Source organism: Acinetobacter sp. YH12251 (assembly GCF_013417465.1).
GTDB lineage: Bacteria > Pseudomonadota > Gammaproteobacteria > Pseudomonadales > Moraxellaceae > Acinetobacter > Acinetobacter amyesii.
Genome location: NZ_VPDZ01000002.1, coordinates 251,694 through 277,990, shown reverse-complemented (window position 1 = coordinate 277,990; position 26,297 = coordinate 251,694). Strand labels below are relative to the sequence as shown.

22 protein-coding genes are annotated in these 26,297 nt (G+C 39.7%); 10 read left to right on the top strand and 12 right to left on the bottom strand.

Translation table 11 applies throughout. The features are described from left to right. Positions 1–81: 81 nt before the first annotated feature. On the top strand, positions 82–936 hold the full coding sequence (locus tag FTV27_RS02085) for an SDR family oxidoreductase (RefSeq protein ID WP_180076928.1): 855 nt from the start codon (positions 82–84) through the stop codon (positions 934–936). Between the two features lie 59 nt (positions 937–995). On the opposite strand, the gene FTV27_RS02080 is transcribed toward FTV27_RS02085, so the two are convergent. The 7 genes from FTV27_RS02080 to uvrB all read right to left on the bottom strand — a co-directional run bounded on the left by FTV27_RS02080 (position 996) and on the right by uvrB (position 10,232). Beyond that, complete coding sequence (locus tag FTV27_RS02080) at positions 996–1,676, bottom strand: hypothetical protein (RefSeq protein WP_078190209.1); 681 nt, start codon at positions 1,674–1,676, stop codon at positions 996–998. A 3-nt stretch (positions 1,677–1,679) separates the two neighbouring features. Continuing rightward, positions 1,680–2,381 (bottom strand): MFS transporter, encoded by a 702-nt coding sequence (locus FTV27_RS02075; RefSeq protein ID WP_143221649.1) that lies wholly within the window; start codon positions 2,379–2,381, stop codon positions 1,680–1,682. A gap of 307 nt (positions 2,382–2,688) precedes the next feature. After that, complete coding sequence (locus FTV27_RS02070) at positions 2,689–4,146, bottom strand: glyceraldehyde-3-phosphate dehydrogenase (RefSeq protein WP_168379186.1); 1,458 nt, start codon at positions 4,144–4,146, stop codon at positions 2,689–2,691. Positions 4,147–4,500: 354 nt separating this feature from the next. Beyond that, positions 4,501–6,183, bottom strand: coding sequence for a hypothetical protein (locus FTV27_RS02065; protein WP_180076927.1), 1,683 nt, complete (start codon positions 6,181–6,183; stop codon positions 4,501–4,503). Positions 6,184–6,401: 218 nt separating this feature from the next. Further along, positions 6,402–7,334, bottom strand: coding sequence for an EamA family transporter RarD (gene rarD, locus FTV27_RS02060; RefSeq protein ID WP_180026332.1), 933 nt, complete (start codon positions 7,332–7,334; stop codon positions 6,402–6,404). Positions 7,335–7,461: 127 nt separating this feature from the next. After that, positions 7,462–8,058, bottom strand: a complete 597-nt coding sequence (locus tag FTV27_RS02055) for a lipocalin family protein (protein ID WP_180010426.1) — start codon at positions 8,056–8,058, stop codon at positions 7,462–7,464. Between the two features lie 152 nt (positions 8,059–8,210). Next, a complete protein-coding gene (gene uvrB / locus FTV27_RS02050; protein ID WP_180076926.1) occupies positions 8,211–10,232 on the bottom strand; it encodes an excinuclease ABC subunit UvrB in 2,022 nt (673 codons plus the stop codon). A gap of 300 nt (positions 10,233–10,532) precedes the next feature. Here uvrB and FTV27_RS02045 point away from each other — a divergent pair, with 300 nt between their 5' ends. Then, the gene (locus FTV27_RS02045; RefSeq protein ID WP_180076925.1) at positions 10,533–11,321 is read left to right on the top strand and encodes a hypothetical protein; all 789 of its coding nucleotides are present in this window, start codon (positions 10,533–10,535) and stop codon (positions 11,319–11,321) included. A gap of 198 nt (positions 11,322–11,519) precedes the next feature. Continuing rightward, positions 11,520–12,977, top strand: coding sequence for a sensor domain-containing diguanylate cyclase (locus FTV27_RS02040; protein ID WP_180077055.1), 1,458 nt, complete (start codon positions 11,520–11,522; stop codon positions 12,975–12,977). A gap of 60 nt (positions 12,978–13,037) precedes the next feature. On the opposite strand, the gene FTV27_RS02035 is transcribed toward FTV27_RS02040, so the two are convergent. Further along, positions 13,038–13,217 (bottom strand): hypothetical protein, encoded by a 180-nt coding sequence (locus FTV27_RS02035; protein ID WP_078190224.1) that lies wholly within the window; start codon positions 13,215–13,217, stop codon positions 13,038–13,040. A gap of 444 nt (positions 13,218–13,661) precedes the next feature. Between FTV27_RS02035 and FTV27_RS02030 the strand changes: the two genes are divergently transcribed. The 4 genes from FTV27_RS02030 to FTV27_RS02020 all read left to right on the top strand — a co-directional run bounded on the left by FTV27_RS02030 (position 13,662) and on the right by FTV27_RS02020 (position 17,499). After that, positions 13,662–14,738, top strand: a complete 1,077-nt coding sequence (locus tag FTV27_RS02030; RefSeq protein WP_180063386.1) for an OmpW family protein — start codon at positions 13,662–13,664, stop codon at positions 14,736–14,738. A 244-nt stretch (positions 14,739–14,982) separates the two neighbouring features. After that, a complete protein-coding gene (locus FTV27_RS02025) occupies positions 14,983–16,194 on the top strand; it encodes an MFS transporter (RefSeq protein ID WP_180063387.1) in 1,212 nt (403 codons plus the stop codon). Then, positions 16,187–16,321 carry a hypothetical protein gene (locus FTV27_RS17150; protein WP_257220694.1) on the top strand — a complete coding sequence of 45 codons (135 nt, stop codon included), beginning with the start codon at positions 16,187–16,189 and terminating at the stop codon, positions 16,319–16,321. The genes FTV27_RS02025 and FTV27_RS17150 overlap by 8 nt, the downstream gene beginning before the upstream one ends. Positions 16,322–16,542: 221 nt before the next feature. Beyond that, positions 16,543–17,499 (top strand): TauD/TfdA family dioxygenase, encoded by a 957-nt coding sequence (locus FTV27_RS02020; RefSeq protein WP_180063388.1) that lies wholly within the window; start codon positions 16,543–16,545, stop codon positions 17,497–17,499. Between the two features lie 107 nt (positions 17,500–17,606). Here the strand turns inward: FTV27_RS02020 and FTV27_RS02015 are convergent, their stop codons facing one another. Further along, entirely contained in the window at positions 17,607–18,518 is a 912-nt protein-coding gene (locus FTV27_RS02015; RefSeq protein WP_180004936.1) for a LysR substrate-binding domain-containing protein, read from the bottom strand. A 102-nt stretch (positions 18,519–18,620) separates the two neighbouring features. On the opposite strand from FTV27_RS02015, the gene FTV27_RS02010 reads away from it, so the two are divergent. Further along, positions 18,621–19,472: a pirin family protein gene (locus tag FTV27_RS02010; RefSeq protein WP_180076924.1), complete on the top strand. Its 852-nt coding sequence runs from the start codon at positions 18,621–18,623 to the stop codon at positions 19,470–19,472. Between the two features lie 94 nt (positions 19,473–19,566). On the opposite strand, the gene FTV27_RS02005 is transcribed toward FTV27_RS02010, so the two are convergent. Continuing rightward, entirely contained in the window at positions 19,567–20,550 is a 984-nt protein-coding gene (locus tag FTV27_RS02005) for an alpha/beta hydrolase (protein WP_257224248.1), read from the bottom strand. A 337-nt stretch (positions 20,551–20,887) separates the two neighbouring features. On the opposite strand from FTV27_RS02005, the gene chrA reads away from it, so the two are divergent. Further along, the gene (gene chrA, locus FTV27_RS02000) at positions 20,888–22,126 is read left to right on the top strand and encodes a chromate efflux transporter (RefSeq protein WP_180076923.1); all 1,239 of its coding nucleotides are present in this window, start codon (positions 20,888–20,890) and stop codon (positions 22,124–22,126) included. 33 nt (positions 22,127–22,159) lie between these two features. Here chrA and FTV27_RS01995 read toward each other — a convergent pair whose 3' ends face one another. Both FTV27_RS01995 and sthA read right to left on the bottom strand, forming a co-directional pair. Next, positions 22,160–23,272, bottom strand: coding sequence for an AAA family ATPase (locus FTV27_RS01995; RefSeq protein ID WP_180076922.1), 1,113 nt, complete (start codon positions 23,270–23,272; stop codon positions 22,160–22,162). A 142-nt stretch (positions 23,273–23,414) separates the two neighbouring features. Continuing rightward, positions 23,415–24,830 carry a Si-specific NAD(P)(+) transhydrogenase gene (gene sthA / locus FTV27_RS01990; protein WP_078190237.1) on the bottom strand — a complete coding sequence of 472 codons (1,416 nt, stop codon included), beginning with the start codon at positions 24,828–24,830 and terminating at the stop codon, positions 23,415–23,417. Between the two features lie 206 nt (positions 24,831–25,036). On the opposite strand from sthA, the gene lipA reads away from it, so the two are divergent. Beyond that, entirely contained in the window at positions 25,037–26,050 is a 1,014-nt protein-coding gene (gene lipA / locus FTV27_RS01985) for a lipoyl synthase (protein WP_078190238.1), read from the top strand. The last annotated feature ends 247 nt before the right edge of the window (positions 26,051–26,297 follow it).

Here is a 26,297-nt window from a genome sequence, read left to right as displayed (position 1 = left end):
GGTACGTACTTACATTTAGTAAGTTAACAGATTAAGATTCAACCATCAAGATCATTGATTCAACAATCAGAGGGTTTAAATATGAAAATCGCAATTACAGGTGCAACAGGTCAACTAGGCCAATTGGTCCTTCAATTTTTATTGAAAGAAACCGCGGCCGAAAACATCATCGCTTTAGTTCGATCACCAGAAAAAGCAGCATCTCTACAAGCTCAAGGCATCGAACTTCGTCATTTTGACTATGATCAACCAGATACACTTGTTCCTGCACTACAAGGTGTCGATAAATTATTACTCATTTCTGCCAATGAAATTGGTCGCCGTACTCCACAACACAAAGCCGTAATTGATGCTGCAGTAGATGCGAAAGTTCCATATCTTGCTTATACCAGCCTGTTACGTGCAGATACGTCACCATTGGGTTTATCTCAAGAACATCGTGAAACAGAAAGTCTGATTCAGGCTAGTGGTTTAACCTATACCTTCTTACGAAATAACTGGTATGTCGAAAACTATCTTGCTGCTGCAGGACATGTGGTGGAAACAGGTACCTTATTTGGTGCAGCAAAGGATGGAAAAATTAATGCAGCGACCCGTGCTGACTATGCTGAAGCAGCTGCAAAAGTGCTTACAAGCGCTGGTCATGAGAATAAAACTTATGAACTTGCAAGCTCAGACAGTTTCACCTTGACACAGCTTGCTGAAACCTTACAGCAAGTTTCAGGTCAAAATGTTCACTATCAAAATCTAACAGCAGAAGACTACACACAAGGCCTATTACAAGCTGGCTTGCCCGCTGGTCTTGTAGATGTGATCGTCGATGCCGATATCAATAGCATTGACGGTGCGATGCAAAGTGATCGTAAGGACTTGGAACAGTTACTTGGACACCCAACCACTACTCTACATAGTGCTGTTCAAGCCGCTTTAAAATAAGATCCAATCCATTAAAAAAAGCCCGAATTGATTCGGGCTTTTTTTGAGTTGAAATACGCTTAGGGATGTACATTTTTTATCGGCAAATCCATATTCATATCTAAATTTGCCTTGGTATTACGCTCTGCGTTATACATCGTAGCATTAAAGGTTGCGATTTTTCGCATGGTCATCGGGTCATTAAGTTTTAGCTGTGGTGCAAACTGATGTACCACATGCAAATCGACTTTTTCATTAAACTCAAAATACACAGGGCCATTAAAATTAATTCGAATAGGAATGTTATAGGTTCTTTTCAAATGAAAAGGCACATCTAACTTGACAGGAATGTCCATTTTTAAAGGAAATTTCGGCACGAGTTTATTTTTAATCACCAAATCCGTGGTCGCCTCAAGCGGCATCGTCTGGTTAATTTGAATATTGGTGGAATAATCAATATCCACAGAGATCGGAACCTCTACACTAAACTGCAAATCTGCCAGATATTTTCCCTTTAATGGTAGTTGCAGCTTCCGATCTAAAGCAATCTGCGTATCCAGAGTCCCAATAGACTGCGTTTGCAAATAATTGCCGACTGAAATTTTGGTGGGTAGTGAATGCGACAATTGAATATCAGCATTTTTTGCACGTACTTGCATCGACGCATAAATATTTAAATACAACCAAAATAACACCGCAACCAATAACGCAACTGCGATAAAACTCAAAATGATGCGCTTCGCCGATTGAAATATCCACATGGCTTACTCCTGAGCTTTCGCTTCAGTTTTGGCATGCTCTCTGTTGAGTCGCATTGTTTTTAGTGGAATTACCAATTCACCCTTTTTAATTTGAACCGGCAACGTATTTTGCACATCCACTGTCGCTTTTAATGCCGTTTTAATTGGAACATTTAAATTACCTTCAATAGGAATGTTGGTTTTTAAATTTGCATTCAGTGGAATATGTAGGTTTTCTTTCAGCACGGTTTTGACTGGTGCATCAAATTTTAAATGTACTTTTTGCTCCAAAGGCACATTCATATTCACTGGAATATCCAATTGAATTGGGATATCACCTTTGAGTGGTAAAGTCACATCCTGCCCCATGACTTTAACTTTCACTTTGGTATTCACAGGAAGGTTTTGATTCACTTTCAAAGTTTCACGCACTGGAATCGTGGTCTTGATCGGAACTTGATTATCAAAATACACCCGTGGTGTCAGCGTTTGAGTTAAGGGAATATTTAAATTTTCATGTATCGGAATTTCAGCATTCACCCGCCCTGTCACGTCCACATCCAAGGCATCATGAATTTTGACTTCGGCTTGTAATGGCTCTTGCAGGTCGATATTGACGTTTTGATTTTCTAGCGGGATATAAATATTAAAGTGCTTAAACACCCAAATGGCGATGAGTACACCACAGAGTGCAGCAAACACAATAAATGCCAATCCACTGAGCATGTGCTTTGCTTGCAAACTAAATTCCTTTTGCTTTTTTATTTTTACAGCTTTATTTTGAACACATTACCTAAACCAGTTTGCAATTTTTTGTATTTATTTCTTTAATAATTTCATCAACTTAAAACTTGAATATTTTAGTCGGCTTTTTCATTATAAATGACTCGCACTCATCTAACAGTGGCAGAAAAAACAAGACATTTTGATGTTTTTGATCAATCCATTCATCGTCTATGCCTTAAGCTATTCATCCCTGCTCATTAGATAAAAAAAAGAGCCTCAAATGAGGCTCTTTTTTAGCTTTCACAAATTATGCATTTGTTTCAGCAGGAATTTTTGGATAGCTTACGCCGCCCATTTGTTCCGCGATACGCAATACTTGGCAGCTATAACCCACTTCGTTATCGTACCAAACATAAGCAGTTAAACGGTTACCAGAAGTGATTGTCGCTTGAGCGTCAAATACACCTGCAGTACGTGAACCGATAAAGTCAGATGATACAACTTCAGTTGAGTTTGTATAACCGATTTGACCTTGAAGGTTAGAGTTGATTGAAATTTGGCGAATGTATTCATTCACTTCTTCACGATCAACATCTTGACCTAAAGTAAGGTTCAAAATTGCAAGAGATACGTTTGGAGTAGGTACACGTACTGAGTTACCAGTCAATTTACCTTGAAGAGCAGGAAGCGCTTTAGCAACAGCTTTAGCAGCACCTGTTTCAGTAATAACCATGTTCAATGTTGCAGCACGGCCACGACGGTCAGCTTTATGGTAGTTGTCGATTAAGTTCTGGTCGTTCGTGAACGAGTGAACTGTTTCAACGTGACCATTGATCACTGTGTACTTGTCGTTTAACACTTTAAGTGTTGGTGTGATCGCGTTTGTTGTACAGCTTGCAGCAGAGATGATTGTATCTTCATCAAGGATGTCAGCTTGGTTCACACCGTATACAACGTTCTTCATGTCACCTTTACCAGGTGCAGTTAGAATTACACGTGCAGCACCAGCGCATTTAAGGTGCTGTGCAAGACCTTCAGAATCACGCCATTTACCTGTGTTATCGATTACAAGTGCATTGTTAATACCGTAAGCAGTGTAATCAACTTCAGATGGGTTAGACGCATAGATCACTTTGATGAAGTTACCGTTAGCAATGATTGCTTCATTTTCTTCATCAACAGAAATCGTACCTGCGAATGGACCATGAATAGAGTCACGACGTAACAAAGACGCACGTTTTTCTAAGTCACCGTCAGATGATTTACGAACAACGATTGCTTTAAGGTTAAGACCACGGCCTAAACCAGATTGGCTGATCATCAAACGTGCAAGGATACGACCAATACGACCGAAACCGTAAAGTACAACATCACGGTTTTCAACGTTAGTTGCATTGCCTTCAAGTGATTTAACAGCGTCAGCAACGAATGCGTCAACATCACCGCCTTTTTCTTTGAACTCAACAGCAAGTTTGCCAAGATCAATTTCAGCAGTACCGATGTTTTCGATTTTTGCCAAAGCTTCAAGAATTGGGAAAGTGTTCACAACTGAAAGTTCAACGTCAAGTACGCGAGTACGACGATGCGCTTTAAGAATTTGGATAACCGAACGGTTAATTAAAGAACGACCGTATACTGTAGCTACGATGTTTTTTTCACGATATAACTGACCCACTAGGGCAATCATACGTTCCGCGATTTCTTCACGGTTTTTCCAGCGACCTTGGTGCTCTGCATGTAGGGCAACGATAGTGTCTTTGCTCACAGATACGTCCTCTAATTAATTGTAAATCTAAGCATAAATTTCAAAACCCCACAATTGTAATGGAAAACTGAAAATTAATGAATCTAAAAGCAGATTTCGACAAGGTTATTTTGTTATATATTTACTATCAATTTTCAAAATAATCATGATTAGTATTATGATTTTATAGCCGAAAGTTGAAAAACCGGCTTTTTCGCAGATTTTTGTCACAAAATTTCAAATGTAGTTTTATCAACCAGATCTCAGCACATTTAGCTCAAAGATGCACGAATATTTATATTTTTCAAATTGTGGTGTTTTATATTTTGGGCAAAACAATGGATTTTTGAAGTCAGATCAATATTTAAAATTCAGTTAATTCTTCAGATTCTCAGCAAACTTTTCCAGATTAAACTCAAAGAAATTGACACTCAGCTCTAATATTTTCGGTAGTGCATTTAAACCATTCTCTCCAGCACTAATCGCAAAATATCTCCGATCACTAAAAGATCGCACGTTTAAGGCATTTTCACATGGCTCAAAATCGAGATTGACGAGCTGTGACGCATGTTCCTTCAGCAACATTAAAACCTGCATATAAGTCTGGCGCTTTTTTTGTTGCTGCGCTTTTAAAGCATCGGCTTCAAGGCTTTCATACTCCCCTGTTTTCGTCATGCGTTTGGAAAATCCAACATGCGCATGCGCGCCATGGGTACCCGTATTTTCTACAGTTGCGTCTGTAGCAAAGATCTTCTGTTGATCATCGACCGGCTGCAAGATCGCCTTCAGCGCCGTATGAATTTGCTGTGACTGCTGATGATGTAATTCCCACTCATCTTCGTTTTGAACATGAAAAATTTGAGCACGCCGTTTCAACAAAAGCACCTGCCAAGCCTGTAGTTGAAGTCGCAGTCGTTTTAACTCCAAACTCGCCTCAAACTTCGGGCAGCTACTTAAGACGTTTAGACTCGTGATGAGCTTCTGAGATATTTGCATGCTATGGAAAAATAAAAAATCATGCTGTATCTGCTCACTCAGTTGATATTGAACAGTCTGATGCAATGGCTTCAAGATCAATGTATTGAACTGCTGCTCAAAAGTAGGTAAAACCGTCACTAATTGAGTGGCATCCTCTACATGCAGCATTAAAAGTAGATGCTTATCTACCCGTATATGTAGTTGCTGCATTAAATTTTGCAGATCTAAATGTATAAAACCTGCAATAGATGCCAGCTTAGAGACTTGAATTTTTAATTCGTCTATTTGCTGATTCTCTAAAGCAGTATTTAAATCTAAAGCTGCCCCATCAAAAACGTCGTCTGCTAGGGCGTCATTATGTTTTGTCGATAAAAACCGACTTGCTGAATACTGCGTCGTCCAATCTAAATCAGGCGACAAAATATAAATAAACTCAGATGTTTGTACAATTTGTAAATAACGCGTTTTTTGTTCATGCTTTAAATAATATTTAAAAATCGGATGTTGCCAAACCTCAGATGATTTTGGTACAGAAGCATCAAAAACTTGCCCTAACATATGTGACTTTAAGAAAATTTCGATCAAGAAAATTTTAACTTGCAGAGCAGTGAGTTGACGTGCATCACTCGGCGCAATCAAATCCATTTCACGAATGATTTGTGCGGCATTTAAAATGAAATGCTGATGTAATACATTTTTTTCATACTGTAATTCAAAATCTTCTTCGGCATCTATTTTATTGATATAGGCTAGGTTTTCTTCTAATTTTTGCGCAACTTGAATACTCATTGTCAATATTCGAAGTTCTTCGAGCTGTGTTGCCAAATACTGTGCATGCTCACGCATGACATCATATTTTAGTACTTTCATCAGCATGCCCAAATTCATCGGTACATCTCTTTGATACGACTGTGATGAAGACTCCCAACGAATACCTTTTGGCGATAACACCTGCTGTATCTGTGCTAAATTGGATTGATCAAGATCAGTGCATACTTCAGATACAATACTCCGCCAATGCTGATCCAACACAGGCTCTAGCTGTAAAAGTTTAGCGCTTTGATGAAATGGGACAACCACTGACTGCTTCCTGTATCTTGGTTCTTTAATCGATCTTTTATCGATTTCAGTTTATTTTTATCTAAAATAAATATTTTTGTACACCATCATTCAATGCTGTTCTTCCTAAACAATAAATTGAATCATGGCGTGTTTTAGTTTTCTAAGTTTAAGATTTTATTAAAAAACAGCAAGCATTAATTGTAAACTGATCAATTTATCGTACCAGCATTTTCAGTCTAAGAATCGATTCGATCATTTAACGCTTTTACATTTTTTGCTAGCGCACGTTCATTTTGCTTTTGTTTAAACAGATGCAAAACACCCTCTATCACCAATAACAATACCGCACCCCAAATTGGAATATAGGTCAGCCATTCTTCGGCTTCTACTCGCTCCCCCAATGCGATGGATGCAAAAGCTAACAACACGGGTTCTAAATAACTCAACAAACCAAAAATCACAAATGGCAAATAACGACTCGCCAACATATAGCTACCTAAGCCAAGCGCACTCAGAAAACCCAGTCCTAAAACCGCCAAAATCAGATACGGGAATAACGACATTAGCTCTAAACTATCGCTATGAATAAATCCTAAATAAAAGGCTACAGGCAAAATTAAGCAAAGATCCCACCAAAAACCACCCAAATGATCGGTTTTAAAGGTACGACGTAAAAAGAAATAAATCGGATAAGCCACAGCGACATAGACAGTTTCCCACGCGATACTGCCAATACGCCAAATTTCGTGGCCGACCCCTAAAATTGCCAATGCCACGGCAGCCATCTGCCATTTAGACAGCTTTTCTTTATACAGTACACATCCAACCAGAACCATCACTAAGGGCAATAGAAAATACCCTAAAGATACTTCTAGCCCTCGGCCATTAATTGGTCCCCACAAAAACAACCAAAGCTGTGTAGTACATAAAAATGAACTAATGATTAACCAAATGAGAAAGATCGGTTGCTTGACCACACGCCAAAAAATTTCACTGACTTTGTTTAAATCTTTCATCCACCACATAAATAAAGTTAAAAATGGCAAGGTCGCTAACATGCGCCATGCAAAAGTTTGCTCGCTATCTAGAGGTTTTAAAAAGATGGTAAAGAAATACAAAATACCAAAAGTGACCGATGCCAATACAGACAATGCAACGCCTTTATACATCTTTCACTCCAGTCAAAATGACTACATAATCTTGATATTTTGCTTGATCAATCAAGCTTCTCACCTGGACATTCTAGCAAATAAAAAACCATGCACAGGCATGGTTTTTTAGCATTTGTTCAATTATTTAGGTTTTAGGTTTCACTGTCTGCTTGGTATGAATAATATCTGATAAATCATAACCAACAGATTGCGCATAATTTAAATATTCCTGAATCACTTCCTGATCTGGATGAGCCGAACGAGAAAGAACCCACATATATTTACGACGTGGCTCACCCACCAAAACTGTCTGATAGTCTTCATCGGCTTTGAGTACCCAATAATCACCACGCCCCACAGGCAACCAACGAATGGCTTCTGGTAAGAAACTAACTTTTAATTTCGAGTTAAACGGTGCATTTTGTACAAATGCCTCGCCTATTGATTGTTTCTTGGTACCATCTTTAGATACACAGCGATTATTTACATTAATATTGCCATTTTCATTTAGCGTGTAAACCGCAGTCACATCACGGTCACAGCTTTTTTGAAAAACCATAGGCTTACGAGCTACTTCATACCACATCCCTAAATAACGATCGAGCTCAACTTTTTCCACAGTCTGTAAAGGTTTCGTCTGTGCATAGGCCATTGTGGCTGCACCCAAACCAATTAACACTGCTGCACCAAGTGCAATTTTTGCGAGCTTAAAACCAGCTTTCGGAAGATTCGTTGTTGTCATTTTATGCCTCATTTCGATGCAAAACATTCGATGAAAATTAAGTAATTCTCTCTCGTGTTTTTACTCTAGCGGAAAAAATTGCTCTAAAAATCATTTTCTTGTCTGAATTATGTATGTAATTCAGACAATATGCCGCATCTTGTCTAACAAAATTATGAAATCATCTGTGCTTTTAAACGCAAGATTTCATCACGTAATCGAGCAGCTTGTTCAAACTGCAATTCTTTCGATGCTTTCAGCATTTCTTTTTCCAGCTTGTTCATATGTTTTGCTAAAAGTTTTGGATCAGACATCAAATGACGTTCATCTGCAGTTAATGCTTTGGACTGATCTGAAATTTTTGCATCGATTTCATCATCTGTCAGCACTTCACCAGTATCAATATCATTGACGTTTTGACGCACTGTACTGCGTGGCGTAATGCCATGCTCAAGGTTAAATGCAATCTGTAAATTACGACGACGATCCGTTTCATCAATGGCTTTTTGCATGGAGTCGGTCATACGATCTGCATATAAAATCGCTTTACCATTTAAGTTACGCGCTGCACGACCGATGGTTTGAATCAAAGAACGCTCAGAACGTAAGAAGCCTTCTTTGTCTGCATCTAAAATGGCTACTAGAGACACTTCTGGCATATCTAAGCCTTCGCGTAGTAAGTTAATCCCAACAATTGCATCGTATACACCCGAACGCAATTCATGGATAATTTTAGTGCGCTCAACAGTGTCAATATCTGAATGTAAATAAGCGACTTTAATGCCATATTCTTTCAAATATGAAGTTAAATCTTCTGCCATACGTTTGGTTAATGTCGTAACCAATACACGCTCATTTAAGTTTTTCCGATTATTAATTTCTGACAATACATCATCCACTTGCGTTAACACTGGACGAATTTCAATTTCAGGATCAACCAAACCTGTGGGTCGAACCACTTGCTCAACGACTTGTTCAGACTTTTCCATTTCATAATGTGCAGGCGTTGCACTGACATAAATGGTCGAAGGAATAATCCGCTCCCATTCTTCAAATTTCATTGGGCGGTTATCAAGCGCACTTGGTAAACGAAAACCGTAATTGACCAAATTTTCTTTACGTGAACGGTCACCTTTATACATAGCCCCAATTTGCGGAACGGTAACGTGCGATTCATCAATGATTAATAAGGCATCATCAGGTACATAATCAAACAAAGTCGGAGGTGCTTCACCAGAAGGACGGCCAGACAAGTGGCGTGAATAGTTTTCAATACCGTTAGTATAGCCAAGCTGCTGCATCATCTCTAAATCATACCGTGTACGTTGTTCGATACGCTGTGCTTCGAGTAATTTATCATTTGCACGAAAGAATCCTAGTCGTTCTGCGAGTTCTTCACGAATCGTCCCAATTGCACGCTGTAAATTATCTTTAGGTGTTACATAATGGCTTTTTGGGTAAATCGTAATCCGTGGCACTTTACGGACCATTCTGCCCGTCAATGGATCAAACCATCGAACTGAATCAACTTCATCATCAAATAACTCTATTCGAATGGCATTTTGATCAGATTCAGCAGGAAAAATATCAATAATTTCACCACGAATACGGTATGTGCCCCGTAAAAATTCGAGTTCATTTCGGGTGTATTGCATTTCCACCAAACGACGGATGATATCATCACGGCTAATACGGTCTCCTTCCACGATATGCAGAAGCATACTCATATAAGCATTGGGATCACCCAGACCATAAATAGCTGAAACTGACGCTACAATAATTGCATCACGTCGCTCTAATAATGCCCGTGTTGCCGAAAGACGCATCTGGTCGATATGATCATTAATCGATGAATCTTTTTCAATAAAAGTATCTGAAGATGGAACATAGGCTTCGGGTTGATAATAGTCATAATAACTGACGAAGTATTCCACGGCATTATGCGGAAAGAAGGCTTTAAACTCGCCATAAAGCTGCGCAGCCAAAGTTTTGTTATGCGCCATAATAATCGTTGGACGTTGCGTGCGAGCGATCACATTTGCCATGGTATAGGTTTTACCCGAACCTGTTACCCCTAAGAGCAACTGGTCATGCATTCCTTTCTCAATCCCCTTGACCAATTTCTCAATCGCTTGAGGCTGATCACCTGCGGGCTGATATTGTGTTACCAGTTCAAAAGGCTGTTCCTGCATCACACTCTTCTTCAACAGTTTTTATAGGGCTTTATTATGAGGGCAAAGTTGCACAAAACAACGCTAAATTTATGTAAAAAGCCAAAGTCTCTTACAGACAGAAGAAACTTTACTGAGTATGTGTTTCTATACTTTGTCATCAACTTCAAAAAATATAAAGCGCCTGATTGTGCCAATTTTTTTCGAAGAAACTCTTTAGGCTAAAAAACTCATAGATAAAGCGTTCATTTAACCCAGATAGATACTTGACCTAGCTAAATTTCACCTGCAACATGAACAAAAGGACGCCACAGATCAAACTTTATGACTTACCAATATCATGACGAAAGTATTGTTAAAAACTTAGCTGAAGATACCATTTTTGTTTTTGGCAGCAATATGGCAGGTCAACATACTGGCGGTGCAGCGCGTACTGCCCTAGAGCATTTTGGTGCAATGAATGGTATTGGTCGTGGATGGGCTGGTCAAAGTTTTGCTATTCCAACGATGAATGAGCATTTACAACAAATGCCGTTGTCACAAATTCAACACTATGTCGATGATTTTAAAATCTATACCAAGAATCATCCGAAGACTAAATACTTCATTACCTCGATCGGTTGTGGTGTCGCTGGCTATAAAGTTGAAGAAATTGCTCCCATGTTTAAGGGGATTTCCAGAAATGTTATTTTTCCAATTTCATTCCGTCCTTTCGTTGAAAAAGCATTACCAAAACTCACCTCGAAACTTTTACATACGATTTATCGAGATTCGGTTATTTTCGCACCTTCAACAGATGAGTTGGTTGATGTACTGGCCTTAACGGATAATGAAAAAAGTCTTGCGAAAATTGTCCTGAATACCCAAATGTACCCGACAGACAGTAATGGTCGTGACCGTATTTTTGAAATTGAAGATATTTTGCATGCCCTGAATGGGAAAATATTTGAATTTCAAAGTAATTCTGAAGGCCCGATGATGTTTGGCGGCGTTATTTTAGCCCTACTTGAACTGTACAATATCAATGAAAAAGATTTCATCGATGTTTGGAAAGCTGAACGTGAAATTGCTGCACCAAAGCCTGAAAATAAAGCCCGTAAAGCCAGCCGCTAAAGGCTCTTTTCACCACATTTGAAACACCCAAAAAGCCAATGTCCATATTGGCTTTTTTTCTACGGTTGTTTAATGGTTTTTAGTGACTTAAGTCACATTAAAAATAAAACTTATTTTACATATCACATTATTTTAATATCATTTTTTTCGTCTTATACTACTTGCTGACATTATCATAAAGAATGACGAGCACATAAAATAGACATGCTAGATTCTCCTTTTTTTGAGCTATCCCCCATTGCCATGTGGCTTGAAGATTACAGTGAAGTCAAAAAACAATTTGATCTCTGGCGTCAACAAGGTGTGCAGGATCTCGCCACTTTTCTTCAACAAGATGAATCTCGTATTTTGCAATGTGCGAGAAAAATAAAAATCTTACAGGTCAACACAAAAACACTAGAACTGTATCAAGCACGTGACTTTGAACATTTATGTCAAAACCTGGATTTAGTTTTTCAGGCGGAGATGTGTCAAACACACATTAGAGAATTGGTTGCATTGTGGAATGGTGAAACGCATTTTTCCCATTCTGCTGTGAACTATACGCTCAGTGGACAACGCCTAGACATTCAACTCAAAGGCATTGTGCTACCGAGTCATGAGCAGGATTTATCTGCCGTCTTAATTACGACTGAAGATATCACCTCTTATACTGAAGCTTGCCGTTTACAAGAACAAAGTCGTCATTTGGCAGAAGCGCGTTTTCATTATTCTCCGACCTCACTTTGGGTCGAAGATTTTAGCCGGATTAAAATCAAATTAGATCAGCTACGCGCTTTAGAAATCGAAGACTTTGTCACTTTTTTGGATGTTCATCCCGATTTTGTACAAGAGTGCATTAAAGAAATACTGATCGTTGACGTCAATCAAGCCACGCTTGATTTATTTGGCGCTCCGAACAAAGAAATATTGCTCAAAAATGTACATAAAGTATTTGCCAAAGAGATGCTTCAAACATTTAAAGAACAGTTGATTGAACTTTGGAATGGTAATTTACATCATCAACGTGAAGCTATAAATTATGCACTTGATGGCAGTATTCGCCACGTCTTACTACAATTTACTGTATTTCCCGATTATCTTGATGATTGGAGCACCGTGCAGGTTGCCTTAACCGATATTACTGCACGTAAAAAGGCTGAAAATTATCTTGAGTATTTAGGTAAACACGACGTACTGACCAAACTCTATAATCGTTCATTTTATATCGCAGAACTCAAGCGTCTCGAACGCAATCAATTACGTCCTGTTTCTTGTATTTTTATTGATTTAAATGGACTAAAAGAACTGAATGACAGTATTGGGCACGATGCTGGTGACAGTATCCTCAGACGTCTGGGCAACATTTTAAACCAACTTATTCAGCATACGCCCTATTCTGCTTCGCGCATTGGCGGTGATGAATTTGTCATTCTATTACCGGGTGCAGATGATGCAGCGCTGCAAAACTGCTTACAAAGTTTGAATGAGTTGTTATTGGTCGATAACCAATTTTATTCTAATCAACCGATGAGTATCTCGATTGGCTTTGCCACCAATGAGCTGAATGAGCGGATGGAAGATATGCTCAAACGTGCCGATCTAGACATGTATCGTCAGAAGAAAAAGTATTATCTCAATAAAGACCGAAGAATTCAGTCTGAAATACGCAATTAACATCAATAATTTGCAATAAAAAAGCCATGGTTTGAACCATGGCTTTTTTATTTAAATCTTTTAACGCTTACCCATCGAACGACGTGTACCGCGTGGTGGCATCCAAGTACGGTCAGCATAACGCTGAGGTTTTGGACGCATATCTTCAAAGATTTCATCCGAAGCATTATCTTCAGCTTTTTTAATCGGAAAAGGCAAATTGACTAAAGCCTTTTTCTTGGGAGGGTTTTGCGTACTCATACGAATAACTCAATTGAATCTGGCGCTATTGTACAAAAAAAATGGTTTTGGTGTAAAAGGCTTTGAGAGATTAGCCTCGATTGGCATATAAAGACTCAATGATTAGCTATGAATTTTTATATCTATAGAGGACAACAGCACAAAAAAGTGCTTTGAATATGGTTGTTTTAAACTATTTTACTGACCCAAATCAACCAACACACTGTCAATTATGTCAATAAATATTGAATATTTACAAATAGATAGAACCATTTCTAAATTTCAAAAATGTTCGATTTTTTTACACAAATACCTAATTAAAGCCTTCAAATAATACAAATCATCAAGAATGTTACAGGATTATTACGTTTATTCTTGTTTTCTATAACATTTTTTACGCACTAATTTTGAATAATGGGCACTTAGAAAAATTATTATCAATTTACGGACATGGAGTCCTTTAAAATGAAAAAAAGTGTATTGTGCATTGCTGCTTCTATGGCTGCCCTACCTATGCTCAGTCATGCAGACTCACCATATTTTAGTTTAAAAGATGGCGATGGCTTCAAACGTTTTTCTGTCTCTGTTGGTGCTCTACATGTTATGCCACAAGGTAAAGCACAACCATTCCATGTTGATACATCAGTAAAAAATGGTGAAACAGCCAAAGTTGGTGATATTTCAATTGACGCAGTAAAAGCCAATATGGATCCTGCTATGGATCCAAACATTTCTACTTGGTTTGTCGGTTTGCTCGATAAATTAGGTACGAGTACCTTACCAGCAGGGCTAAGCGGTACTGCTGAAATTAATGGCCTACAAAGTTGGGATAACCAAGGTACTGGCCTTGAAGCCGATGATGTAACCACACTAGGCATCATGACCAACTATTTCTTTACTGATAACATTTCTTTAGAAATGAAAGCCGGTATCCCACCTGAGGTAGACCTAAACGGCAAAGGAAAAATTTATGCGCCATTTGCAGCTATTGCGACACCTGAGTTAGGTATTATCGACCTACCTGAAATCGCAATGAAGAATAGTTTGCTGATTACAGATTTAGAAGCCTACGGCCCAGCGGCATCTGCTCGTGCATGGACCCCCGCTGCAGAAATCCAATATCACTTCGGTAAAACTGGCGTCAATAAATTCCGTCCCTATGTGGGTCTAGGCGTAATGTATGCATACTTTAATGAACTAGAAATTAATCCACGTACAGAAAAAGACCTGATTGCTGCTGGACATATGATTGCCAATATTAAAGAAGGCAATGCTGGTGCCGCACTTGACGGTAAACCAAGTAAAGCTAAGCCAAAAGTTGATTTAGAGGCAACTGATGTATTTGCTCCGGTTGCAACGGTTGGCTTCACCTATGATTTCAATGACAAATGGTTTGCTGTAGGTTCTGTCAGCTATGCACACCTACAGAATGAAACCACCATTACCGTTACAGATGCGACACATGGTGAACTGATCAAATCTAAAGCCGATATTGAAGTAAATCCAATTCTTGCGTATGCAGGTATCGGTATGCGTTTCTAATTAATAACCTGAATATAAAAAAGACGGCTACAGCCGTCTTTTTTATTAGGCTATATATGGTCTTTTATTCTGAGATATCTTTTAAATCTCTTTTAAACACTTTTGAATTTATGCTGAGGCAATTTCCTTTATTCATCCATAGTTACCTATAAAAAAAATTTATTGTTTGGTGAATTAAATTTAATCGCAACTCTGCGTTTATTCGAATACCATTGAGTTAAATTTAAAGAATGTAGACTGCTGTATGTCTGATACTCGTTTCTCGAAACCCCTGATTTATATGCTCATTGGCAGTGCTATTATTTTGGCATTGTCATTAGGGGTGCGTCATGCATTTGGCCTCTATCTCGTGCCGATGAGTGATGAATTCGGTTGGGGACATAACGTTTTTAGCCTTGCCATTGCCATGCAAAACTTAATTTGGGGTGCTGTGCAGCCGATTACAGGGGCTTTTGCAGATAAATATGGCAGTAAGATCGTGGTCGCCGTCGGTGGTGCATTATATGCCCTCGGACTATTACTCATGGCCATCAGCTCTACCGGTTTACTGCTTAATTTAAGTGCAGGTTTAATCCTGGGTTTAGCCCTCTCAGCCACATCTTTTCCAGTATTACTTTCTGCCGTAGGTCGTGCAGCGCATCCAGAAAAACGTAGTTTAGCCATGGGTATTGCCAGTGCAGCAGGTTCTTTTGGTCAGTTCATTATGCTGCCCTCTACATTACTGCTATTGCAAAAATTGGGTTGGTCTTCGGCTTTGGTGGTCAGCGCCATTTTAATTGCGCTAATTATTCCTTTAGCATGGATGTTAAAAGCACCAATGTATGTTGCACCAAATGCAACCAATACGCATGAAGCCTCTCTGAATTTTAAACAAATCTTGAAATTGGCTTGGGAGCATAAACCCTTTTGGTTTCTAGCACTTGGTTTCTTTGTCTGTGGCTTCCAAGTGGTGTTTATTGGCATCCATCTGCCGGGTTATTTAATTGATCATGGCTTTAATGCCACTACGGGCACTATTTTCCTAGCGCTCGTTGGACTATTTAATATTGTCGGCACCTACACAGCTGGTTGGCTCGGTGGCAAATATTCCAAACCAAAGCTGTTAATGGGACTGTATGGTTTACGTGGCATTGCCATTATTGCCTTTCTTTTGCTGCCTTTAAGCACATGGACAATCTATGCATTTGGCGTCATTATGGGTCTACTATGGCTTTCTACCGTACCGCTCACCAACGGTATTGTAGCCAATATGTTTGGCGTTAAATATCTCAGTATGCTAAGTGGTATCGTATTCTTTACTCATCAAGTCGGTTCATTTTTTGGTGGTTGGTTGGGTGGTGTGAACCACGATATAACCGGTAACTATAATGCCATTTGGATTTTTTCGATTGTCCTGAGTATTTTTGGAGTATTGGTACATTTCATGGTTAATGAGGAAAGTGTCATTCATGACTAATTCAACACTGTGGTTCCGGCTCAGTATTGGCATCAGTATTCTGGCCTTGTTGGCATTGTCCATCGGCTTATGGAGCCAAACGCCTGAATTATTCGAATACTTTAACCAAGCGTTTTGTGCACATTAAAGACGTATTGAAGCAATAATTCCAATTCAAACTGCTGTTTTATCAACACTACAACAGCAGTTTTTTAGCTATTTTCTACACGATTCAATAAAAGCTGCATTTTCAGCATATTAGTATTAATCATACGTTTTTTCATAAACTTAGCTTATTTTTTAATTTTCCATCCTGCGCTTTCTTCCATAGATTAAGTCTCAATAAAGAACAATTTGAGAACTTATGAAATGACCGCATTAACTCAACTTTCACAAGCCATCCATGATGCTCCACGTTGGCATCAAGCAGAACAATTTCAAGATGGCAATGAAATTCGTATTGAAGCGCAACATGACCAAGCTTTGGGGGCTGTGGTTTATGGTTTAGATGCGCGTAAAGCACAGTCTGGGGAAACCATCTACCGTTTAAAACAAGCGTTGGCAGAACACTTGATTTTAATTTTCAAACATCAAAGTCTAGATGATTTACAGTATCTCGCGTTTGCAAGTTACTTCGGTTCAATCTTCCGTCCCGATGCAGATATTCCTGTGCTGGCGTCACAAGATGATACCGGTACACCACCAGACGTCGTACCTGTGTCAAATGCAGTCGGTAAAGGAGACTATACTGGACATGGTGAATTGGCTGCGCATGCAGACCATCAGTGGACTCCACTGCCATCATTTGGTTCATTACTCTATGCCATTGAACTGCCACAAGACGGTGGACAAACCTCATGGTATAACACTATTAAAGCCTATGAAGCTTTAGATGAAGCGACACAAAAACATTTAGACCAACTTCAACTCATTACCTATAACCCATTTGTCCGTGCCAAAAATAATAAAGGCACAACGGGATATGGCGCTACACCGCTATATCGTTTCAAAGACCAACCGATTGTTGGACATGCTTATCCACATCCGCTTGTACGTACCCATCCAGAAAGTGGCCGTAAAGGGCTGTGGTTAAATGAACGATCTGAAGTGGAATTGGTTCACTACGATGATCAGTCAGGCAGTGAATTGATTGCATCTTTACGTGAACATTTATTGAAACCTGAGTTTCGATATGAACATCAATGGGAAGAAGGTGACATTGTATTTTGGGATAACCAAGCGACATTACACTCACGCCGCCCTTTCCCTTCAGACCAACGCCGCTTATTAAAGCGAATTAGCTTAGCAGGAGGACGACCATACTAATGTTGAACTTCATGCCAACAATAAAAAATAAATAACCCTGTAAAATCCGTGTTTGAGCAATAACCCAAAATAATTAGAATATGAAAACAATAAGAACACTGCTCAAATTACGGATGATCTATATCTAAGGCCTTAAAACCTGAAATCAAATGATCTAACATCGCACGTACACCCGGCAGCATACCTTGTCGTGTCGCGTATGCAACATGGATGACCCCTTGCGGCAATTGCCATTCAGGAAATAGCTCAATTAACTCACCACTTTTTAAAGCATCACGTACAAACACTTTGGGCAAAGAAGCGATTCCCACGCCAGAAATAGCAGCAGAAATCATCGCACCAAAACTGTCAGTTCTTAAGCGTGGATGAAATTCAATTTGTTGGGTTTCACTTTTTTCACGATGTCGAAAATCCCAAAAATGTTTAGGCCGATCAAAACCAATACACGGAAAATTTTGAATCTCAGCCAATTGCTGTGGCATTTCACGCTCGAAGAAAAGTTGTGGCGATGCCACTAAAACATGATCACAAGCATCTAAATCTCGAACGATCAAATCACTATCCATTAAAGGCATATTGCGCACACGAATGGCTAAATCTACGCCTTCCTCAATGACATCAACCCGATGATTGGTCGCCATCAGATGCACACTGATGTCTGGATATTGCTGCATAAAATCGGTGACCATTTTTGCAACAGGCATTTCCACCAAAGCCACAGGACAAGAAATTTTAATCTGGCCACAGAGTTGATCGTTCAACGTACTGAGCACAAAATTTTCCGTTTCGCTGACTTCCTCTAAAATTTTTAAGCAATGTAAATAGAACTGTTGTCCTATTTCAGTCACAGTAAATTTTCGCGTATTCCGCTGAATCAGACGTACACCCAAACGGGTCTCTAATTCTGTAATACGGCGTGATAGTTTAGATTTTGTAATACCCAATGCTTCACTGGCTTTGGTATAACCTTGGTATTTCACCAATTGCACGAAGTAGTAATAGTCATTTAAATTTTGCATGATTGTTTCATTTTTAGAATAATCTGTTGAGTTTTTCGCCCTGTCATTCCCTCACTATACCTCAATAATAGATCTCAGAAGCAATATATTGAGGGCTGAATTATGAATTCAATCAAACGTGTTTATCATAGTGATCGTAGCACTTGGGTGGGCGATGGCTTCCCAACAAACTCTATGTTCCCTATGCAAGAAATGGGCAATCAAACCAGTCCATTCCTCGTTATGGGCTATACCGGCCAATATCATTTCTCTCCAAGTCATCATCAACGTGGTGTTGGGTCACATCCACACCGTGGCTTTGAAACAGTGACCATTGTTTATGAAGGTGAATTGGAGCATTTTGACTCTAAAGGAAATCACGGCAGTATTGCCAAAGACGAAGTGCAATGGATGACCGCGGGTCGAGGCATTATGCATGAAGAACACCATTCTAAAGATTTTGCAAAAACTGGCGGAAATTTAGACATGGTACAACTTTGGGTCAATTTACCTAGTCATGCCAAAATTACTGAACCTCGCTACCAAGAACTGACTACAGCCAATATTGCTGAAGTTAAACTTGCACAAAATGCAGGCGTGGTACGCGTCATTGCTGGCCAATTTGAAGACACAATGGGTACAGCTGAAACCTTTAGCCCAATGAATGTCTTGGATGTGCGCTTGAATGCAAATGTTGAACAGGAATTTTCATTCAACCCACAGTGGAATAACATGATTTTTGTATTAAGTGGCGCGATCGAAATCGAAGGTCAACGCTTTGATGCGAAACAGACTTTATATGTCAGTGACCAAGTATCGTCCTTGAAACTTAAATCTTTTGAAGCAACCAAACTGCTTATTTTAAGTGGCGAAGCTTTAAATGAACCGATTGCGGCACATGGACCATTCGTCATGAATACTGAAGATGAAATACGTCAGGCATTTTATGATTTTCAACATGGTCATTTTGCTTAAATATTTCCACGATAAAGTCCCAATAAAAAAACCGCCTTCTGGCGGTTTTTTTATATCTATTTTGGTATGAATTACGCATCACGCTTTCAACAGATTATTGCGTGACTTTTTGATAAAACTCATCGATTGTATTGACCATTTGCTTAAGTCCCGGCTGTTCCAAAGGATAATATCCTGCATTTTTCAACAGCACGACATCGACTGGAACTTGGTGAATCCGTGCTAAAAATGGCTGACTTAAAGCCAAAGGCGTCCAGCGGTCTTGTTCAGGCTGCGTTAGTAAAATTGGGCAGACATCAAACTGCTCCGGTGGCGTGTCATTTTTATAATATAAATACGAATCTAGAAATTTAACCGATACACTATTCCCAGCTGACGTTTTATCTTTTAAAAAGACCTGCAATGCTGCGTCATTATTCACCAAGCGATGCATTTTACTTACCCACCGCATCGGCATTGGCAATGCTGAAAATGGTGTATGTGCTGTCACATGAGCCAGTGGGCTGCCCACGCGGCTCATAAATTTATTCAAAGAGACTTGATCACGCACAGTTTTATTTGAAGTGTCTAGAAAGGTCATACCGACGATACCTTTCACCTTTTTATTTTTTGCCGCCACGTGATAGGTCAACATACCACCTGCACTAAGCCCATACAAAACGATAGGACGATGATCTTTTTGTAGCTCGGCTTCAATGAGGTCATTACCTGCTTGAACCCAATCATCATAACGAATTTTTGAGCCCTTTTTGACTTGGGTGAGGCCATAACCGGGCATATCAATAGCGATAGTTTCATAGCCACGTTGTGCCAAAGGATGACCCAAAATCATCGACATTTGTCGACCATTTGTTCCCACACCATGAAACAGAATCACCTTCACTTTTGCCTGTGGATTCCGATAAGTATCTAAGTGAACAGTATGACCCTGCCAACTCCACCACTCTTCTTTGGGTCGCTGCGTTTCTGTTAAATGGTATTCTTTGGGTAGATAGTGCTGAATGCCCTGCCAACTGTTTTGATCTGTATAACTTGCTAATGCTTGTGAAGCAGGTAGCTGATCATCTGCAAATGCCATGATTGAAAGTAACGATGCAATGCCACTCATCAACCACTTCAATAAAGCGCTCAAAATTTCTGATAAGGTGTCTGATTTTGGAGAAGTCATTTTTAGACAAAATATTTTATGTGTAAATGCTGATGCTAATCAGCGGCAGAAACCGATGCCATGTGTATGTGGGACAGTACTATGTCACTTTATCCAATTATCGTTTTCTCTGCAAAGTGCTTCAGAATATATTTGAAGCAGGATTTACATACTCCTGCAATAATCAGCCTTTAAGATCTTTTAACTTTAATAATTTTATCCTTTAGAAATTCATAACCTTACTTTTGATTTTAAATATTGGTAACGCATGAGCCAGTCCATACCACAACGAAACCTTGTCATCTTTCTCACCTTTTTAAGATTAGGGTGTATTGCATTTGGTGGACCTGCTGCGCATTTAGTGTTGTTTTTTCAATATTTTGTGAAACAAGAAAAATGGATAACGGAGCATGAATATGCGCATTTGCTTGCCTTGACTCAAGTCCTTCCAGGCCCAACCAGTAGCCAGCTCGGCATGGCGATTGGATTTCAACTCAACCGCTATCAAGGTGCTTGTTTGGCGTGGTTAGGCTTTACTTTACCATCCGCCCTGCTGATGTGTGCCGCGGCGATTTTAAGCTTAAAACTTAGCGATCAACTCTCAACACAGTTCTTTCATGTTATTCAGTTGATTGTCCTTGCTGTGGTTACATGGGCATTTTGGCAAATGATGCGAAGCTTCTGTAAAACAAAATTTCAGTATCTAGTCATGCTTTTAGCTGCATTTTTTATTTATTTCTTTCAATTTTCTCTAAATCAAGTTTTGGTGATTTTATGCGCTGCAATTATCGGTTTAGTTTTATCGTCAAATCAATTACGCAGCCAAAAGCCAAATATCACCGAAACAGTTCCACCCAAACATGACAATTTTAGCCAGAATGCATATGAAAATACTCGCACCTCTTGGCTATGGCTTCTCGCCTTTATCAGCCCTTTTTTCGTTCTGCCATTCTTCGATATACAACATAGCAATATATTGTCTTTCAGCTTAGAAAGCTTCTACCGCACAGCATCCCTCGTCTTTGGTGGTGGACATATTATTTTGCCATTTTTACATCAGGACTTTGTCTCTACAGGACTGATCAGTAATGAAAATTTTGACTTAGGCTATGCCCTTGCACAACTCATGCCGGGGCCCTTGTTTAGTTTCGCCACCTATCTCGGCACACTTTTACCCATGACCGATGTGCCAATATTGAATGCCGCACTCGCGACATTGGCGATTTACTTCCCATCGTTTTTATTATTGTGTGGCTTATTACCGTTTTGGAATAAGTTGATGAAATGCCCGATGCTTTTTGGCACCTTAAAAATGATCAATGCGGCTGTCGTCGGTCTATTACTGTGTCTACTATTTCAAATGAGCCAGAAATACATCATTCAATGGACAGACTGTATATTTGTTGCCGTCATTATTGCTTTACTTCGCAGCAAACTGCCAGTTTGGTTCAGCTTAATAAGTAGTTTTATCGGCTATTATGCTTTTTTATCTTTTCTGCCTTTTTAAGCTAAAACAAAAAACTAGAGCTAAATGAATAATCTAATCCTCATCGATTAAGCTTGCGCCCTTGACCACGGTCTTCCCCTCGACCTGATCTAGTTGATAATGCTGCACATCACTATACTGTTTGATCATTTCAACCAGCTCATTGGAATGTGTGGTCAACCAAAGCTGTGTATAGCGACTTGCTTCAGCAATCAGCAGCGCCAAGGCAGGTAATAAATCGGGATGTAAGCTATTTTCTGGCTCATTCAGTGCCATAAAATTTGGGGGTCTTGGACTCAATAAAGCCACAGCTAAACACAAAAACCGTAAAGTCCCATCTGAAAATTCGGCACTTTCCAAAGGTCTTAAGATCCCTTGCTTTTGCATCATCATTTGAAAGCGCCCACCCATTTCCTGCACATAAAATTGGGTCTGCGGAAAGGCTTTTTCTAGTACTTCAAACAAGGTTTCACTGTTGCCACGCTCACGTAAAGTTTCAAAAGCCGCAGCTAAATTTGTACCATCATGCGCTAAAACTGGCGAACGAATGCCCACCTGTGGGACACGGATCGGTGAATTTCCACTGACAGAAAACTCATGATAAAAGCGCCAGTTTTTCATGGTCTCACGCACTTGTGAAACTTCGGGGTATAAATGTGGATCGGACAATTGTCCAAACACCGACTCTTCAGGTGTTAAAGACATCGGATAAGCAATCCGTTCTTCATCAACATTTTTAAGAAATGCCGCTTGGTTGGTTCTCTCTAACAACTCGCTCATTTTTCGACGTTGATAACCGCTTAACCAAATTCCTTCTACTTTGACCAAAGGATCGAGTGCAAACAAGGTGATGAGCGGTTCAGGAAAACCTATTTCAAGTTGATATTCATAATGCTCCATCTCCACTGCAAGCTTCATGCGCTTAGGGTCTTTCGATCGATCACCCGCACGGTGACCACCTGCCCACATGATTTTTTGAATCCCGCCCTCATTTGCAATAGCTTGGGATAATTGGCCATTTGCAGCTTCATGCAGGAGACGTACAGCTTTATATAGATTGGATTTACCACAACCATTCGGACCACTGACAATATTCAGACGCGACAAGGTCAGACTCATATGATGAATAGATCGAAAACCTTGAATAGTCACTGAACGGATCGTCATGGGTTACCTAAAATGAGTTGAAAATGCTGATGATTATGAGTTGATTGACTGTATATTTTGTATGCACTTTATTCTACCCATAAGAAACCCGCAAGCCGAAACTTACGGGTCTTTCATTGCACAATCTAAGTTAAATTTAACCTTAGAATAAGCGGTTCATACCATTCAATGTTGCAACACGGTACGCTTCCGCCATTGTCGGATAGTTAAATGTGGTTTCTACGAAATATTTAATCGTATTGTTCGGGCTGTTCATCACGGCCTGACCGATGTGAATAATTTCCGCAGCATTATTACCGAAGCAATGAACACCTAAAATTTCTAAAGTATCACGATGGAACAAGATTTTAAGCTCGCCCACGGTATCGCCCGTAATTTGCGCACGTGCCAAATGACGGAAAGATGCCTGACCCACTTCATACGGAATTTTTTCTTCAGTTAACTGTTGTTCAGTTTTACCAATCGAAGAAATTTCAGGAATTGTATAAATACCTGTCGGAATATCCGTTACAGGTGCAATTCCTTCTTCACCGCTCATGTTAGAACCAGCACAGCGACCTTGGTCATATGCAGCAGATGCAAGTGATGGCCAACCGATTACATCACCCGCTGCAAAGATATTCTCTACTTCAGTCTGATATTGATCATTCACGGTTAATTGACCACGGCTGTTTGGTTTGATGCCTACATTTTCTAGGCCTAAACCATCGGTATTACCAGAACGGCCGTTACACCACAAAATCGCGTCGGCTTTAATTTTCTTACCACTTTGCAAGTGCAGAACTACATGATCATCATGTGTTTCAAGATGATCAATCTGCTCATTGTGGCGAATCAGTACACCCTGCTCACGTAAACGATATGACAATGCATCTGAGATTTCATCGTCTAAATAGCTGAGTAATTTGTGCTGTGTATTGATCAAGTCTACTTTATGGTCTAAACCAATAAAGATAGACGCATATTCACAACCAATCACACCTGCACCATAAATGATGATTTTTTGGATTGAATAATCCAGATCCAAAATTTTATCTGAATCAAATACGCGAGGATGATTAAAGTCTAAAGCAGCTGGACGGTAAGGACGTGAACCTGTCGCAATCACTAATTGCTGGAATACTAAAGTTTCCGTCATACCTTCATTGCTAAAAATCAAAACAGTGTTTTGATCTTGGATATACGCACGACCGTGGAAAATATCAATTTTATTACGGTCATAAAAACGTGAATGCGTTTCAACTTGTTGTTGAATCACTTTATGCGCATTACGTAACACCTGTTTCATCGTGAACTGTTTCCATTCACCGACTTTTTGGAACATAGGGTCACGTTGGTAACGTAAAATGCTTGAAACGGTCTGACGCAATGCTTTACTTGGAATTGTTCCTACATGGGTACAGTTACCACCAAGCTGTTCACGCATATCTACAATAGCAACTCGCTTACCTGATTTAGCAAGTTTCATTGCAGCGCCTTCACCCGCAGGGCCAGAACCCAGAACTACCGCATCGTATTTCACGAAAGTTCCACTAACGACCTCTTTCTTACGTGGCATTCAACGCTCCTTTACAAATATTCTTTAATCTAGGCTGTATTATGACGTATATCCTAACTTTTTTGGATATTTAGCTCACATATATTATGTGATAACCACATTTATTATATGAATATCGTTTTCCCCCTATTTAAGCTCAAGTCCGCTATAATGATCGAGCTAATTTTTTGAATATCTCCTCGTCAAAAACAGTGGAAAAGTTGAATATGTCTGAGAACCGTAAACCTGTACAGGGTGTAAAACTTCGTGGCGCAGAAAAAGTCGCTCGCATACCTGTGAAGGTCGTGCCAACGGTTGAAACGCCTCGTAAGCCTGACTGGATTCGGGTCAAAATGGCTGCCCCTGATGAAGTTCAACGTATTAAAACAACTTTACGTGCACAAAAACTACATACCGTGTGTGAAGAAGCGGCTTGCCCGAACTTACCTGAATGTTTCGGTGGCGGTACTGCAACCTTTATGATTATGGGCGATATCTGTACTCGTCGTTGCCCATTCTGCGACGTTGCGCATGGTCGTCCCAATGCTCTTGACCCAGATGAACCACGTCACATGGCAGAAACCATTGCCAATCTTGGTTTGAAATACGCCGTAATTACGTCGGTCGACCGTGATGACCTAGTTGATGGCGGCGCACAGCACTTTGTTGACTGTATTAAAGAAGCTCGTGACTTGAGTCCAAAAACACTTTTGGAAATTCTAGTTCCTGACTTCCGTGGTCGTATGGATGTTGCCCTTCGTATCATGACGGAGTGCCCTCCTGATGTGTTTAACCACAACATTGAAACTGTGCCACGTTTGTATAAAGCAATGCGTCCAGGTTCTGACTACCAACACTCTCTAAACTTATTAAAAATGTTTAAAGAATACTGCCCAGATGTACCAACCAAATGTGGTTTGATGGTCGGTATTGGTGAAACTGAAGAAGAAGTGATCGCGTTATTAGACGACTTAAAAGCACACGATGTTGACTATGTCACCATTGGTCAGTACTTACAGCCCTCTAAAGAACATGCCCCTATTGACCGTTTTGTAAGCCCAGAAGAATTTGAGCGTTACACGGCACATGGTCAAAAGCTTGGTTTCAAAAACATTTGGGCTGCACCAATGGTACGTTCAAGCTACTTTGCTGACCGTCAATACTATGGTGAGCCAGTGCCTGCGGTACGTCGTAAAACTGATCCTGCAAAGAAAATTGCAGTGCAAACGATTGAAGCCTAATCACGCAAAGATTTAAAACATCACAAAAAAGCCCTCATTGATTGAGGGCTTTTTTTGTGGCTTTCACACTCAGCACAATTCGTTAACAAATATAAGATCTTTCGAAAATAGTGCGTTCCTTTAAACGGTATCCAATATATCGAATCATCCAAGTTTACGTAATGTGACATTTCTTTGCCCGATAGGGATTGTGTTGTGATTATTTATTAATCAATCTATTGATAACACTTTATTTGCGCTTTCATGA

Coding starts and splice junctions, on each gene's coding strand:
- rarD (WP_180026332.1), bottom strand. CDS start 7,334: ATGTATAAAGGCGTTGCATTGTCTGTATTGGCATCGGTCACTTTTGGT.
- FTV27_RS02055 (WP_180010426.1), bottom strand. CDS start 8,058: ATGACAACAACGAATCTTCCGAAAGCTGGTTTTAAGCTCGCAAAAATT.
- sthA (WP_078190237.1), bottom strand. CDS start 24,830: ATGCCACGTAAGAAAGAGGTCGTTAGTGGAACTTTCGTGAAATACGAT.
- FTV27_RS02025 (WP_180063387.1), top strand. CDS start 14,983: ATGTCTGATACTCGTTTCTCGAAACCCCTGATTTATATGCTCATTGGC.
- FTV27_RS02035 (WP_078190224.1), bottom strand. CDS start 13,217: ATGAGTACGCAAAACCCTCCCAAGAAAAAGGCTTTAGTCAATTTGCCT.
- FTV27_RS02075 (WP_143221649.1), bottom strand. CDS start 2,381: ATGCTCAGTGGATTGGCATTTATTGTGTTTGCTGCACTCTGTGGTGTA.
- FTV27_RS02020 (WP_180063388.1), top strand. CDS start 16,543: ATGACCGCATTAACTCAACTTTCACAAGCCATCCATGATGCTCCACGT.
- FTV27_RS17150 (WP_257220694.1), top strand. CDS start 16,187: ATGACTAATTCAACACTGTGGTTCCGGCTCAGTATTGGCATCAGTATT.
- chrA (WP_180076923.1), top strand. CDS start 20,888: ATGAGCCAGTCCATACCACAACGAAACCTTGTCATCTTTCTCACCTTT.
- FTV27_RS01995 (WP_180076922.1), bottom strand. CDS start 23,272: ATGACGATCCGTTCAGTGACTATTCAAGGTTTTCGATCTATTCATCAT.
- FTV27_RS02010 (WP_180076924.1), top strand. CDS start 18,621: ATGAATTCAATCAAACGTGTTTATCATAGTGATCGTAGCACTTGGGTG.
- FTV27_RS02045 (WP_180076925.1), top strand. CDS start 10,533: ATGACTTACCAATATCATGACGAAAGTATTGTTAAAAACTTAGCTGAA.
- lipA (WP_078190238.1), top strand. CDS start 25,037: ATGTCTGAGAACCGTAAACCTGTACAGGGTGTAAAACTTCGTGGCGCA.
- FTV27_RS02015 (WP_180004936.1), bottom strand. CDS start 18,518: ATGCAAAATTTAAATGACTATTACTACTTCGTGCAATTGGTGAAATAC.
- FTV27_RS02080 (WP_078190209.1), bottom strand. CDS start 1,676: ATGTGGATATTTCAATCGGCGAAGCGCATCATTTTGAGTTTTATCGCA.
- FTV27_RS02005 (WP_257224248.1), bottom strand. CDS start 20,550: ATGGCATTTGCAGATGATCAGCTACCTGCTTCACAAGCATTAGCAAGT.
- FTV27_RS02085 (WP_180076928.1), top strand. CDS start 82: ATGAAAATCGCAATTACAGGTGCAACAGGTCAACTAGGCCAATTGGTC.
- FTV27_RS02030 (WP_180063386.1), top strand. CDS start 13,662: ATGAAAAAAAGTGTATTGTGCATTGCTGCTTCTATGGCTGCCCTACCT.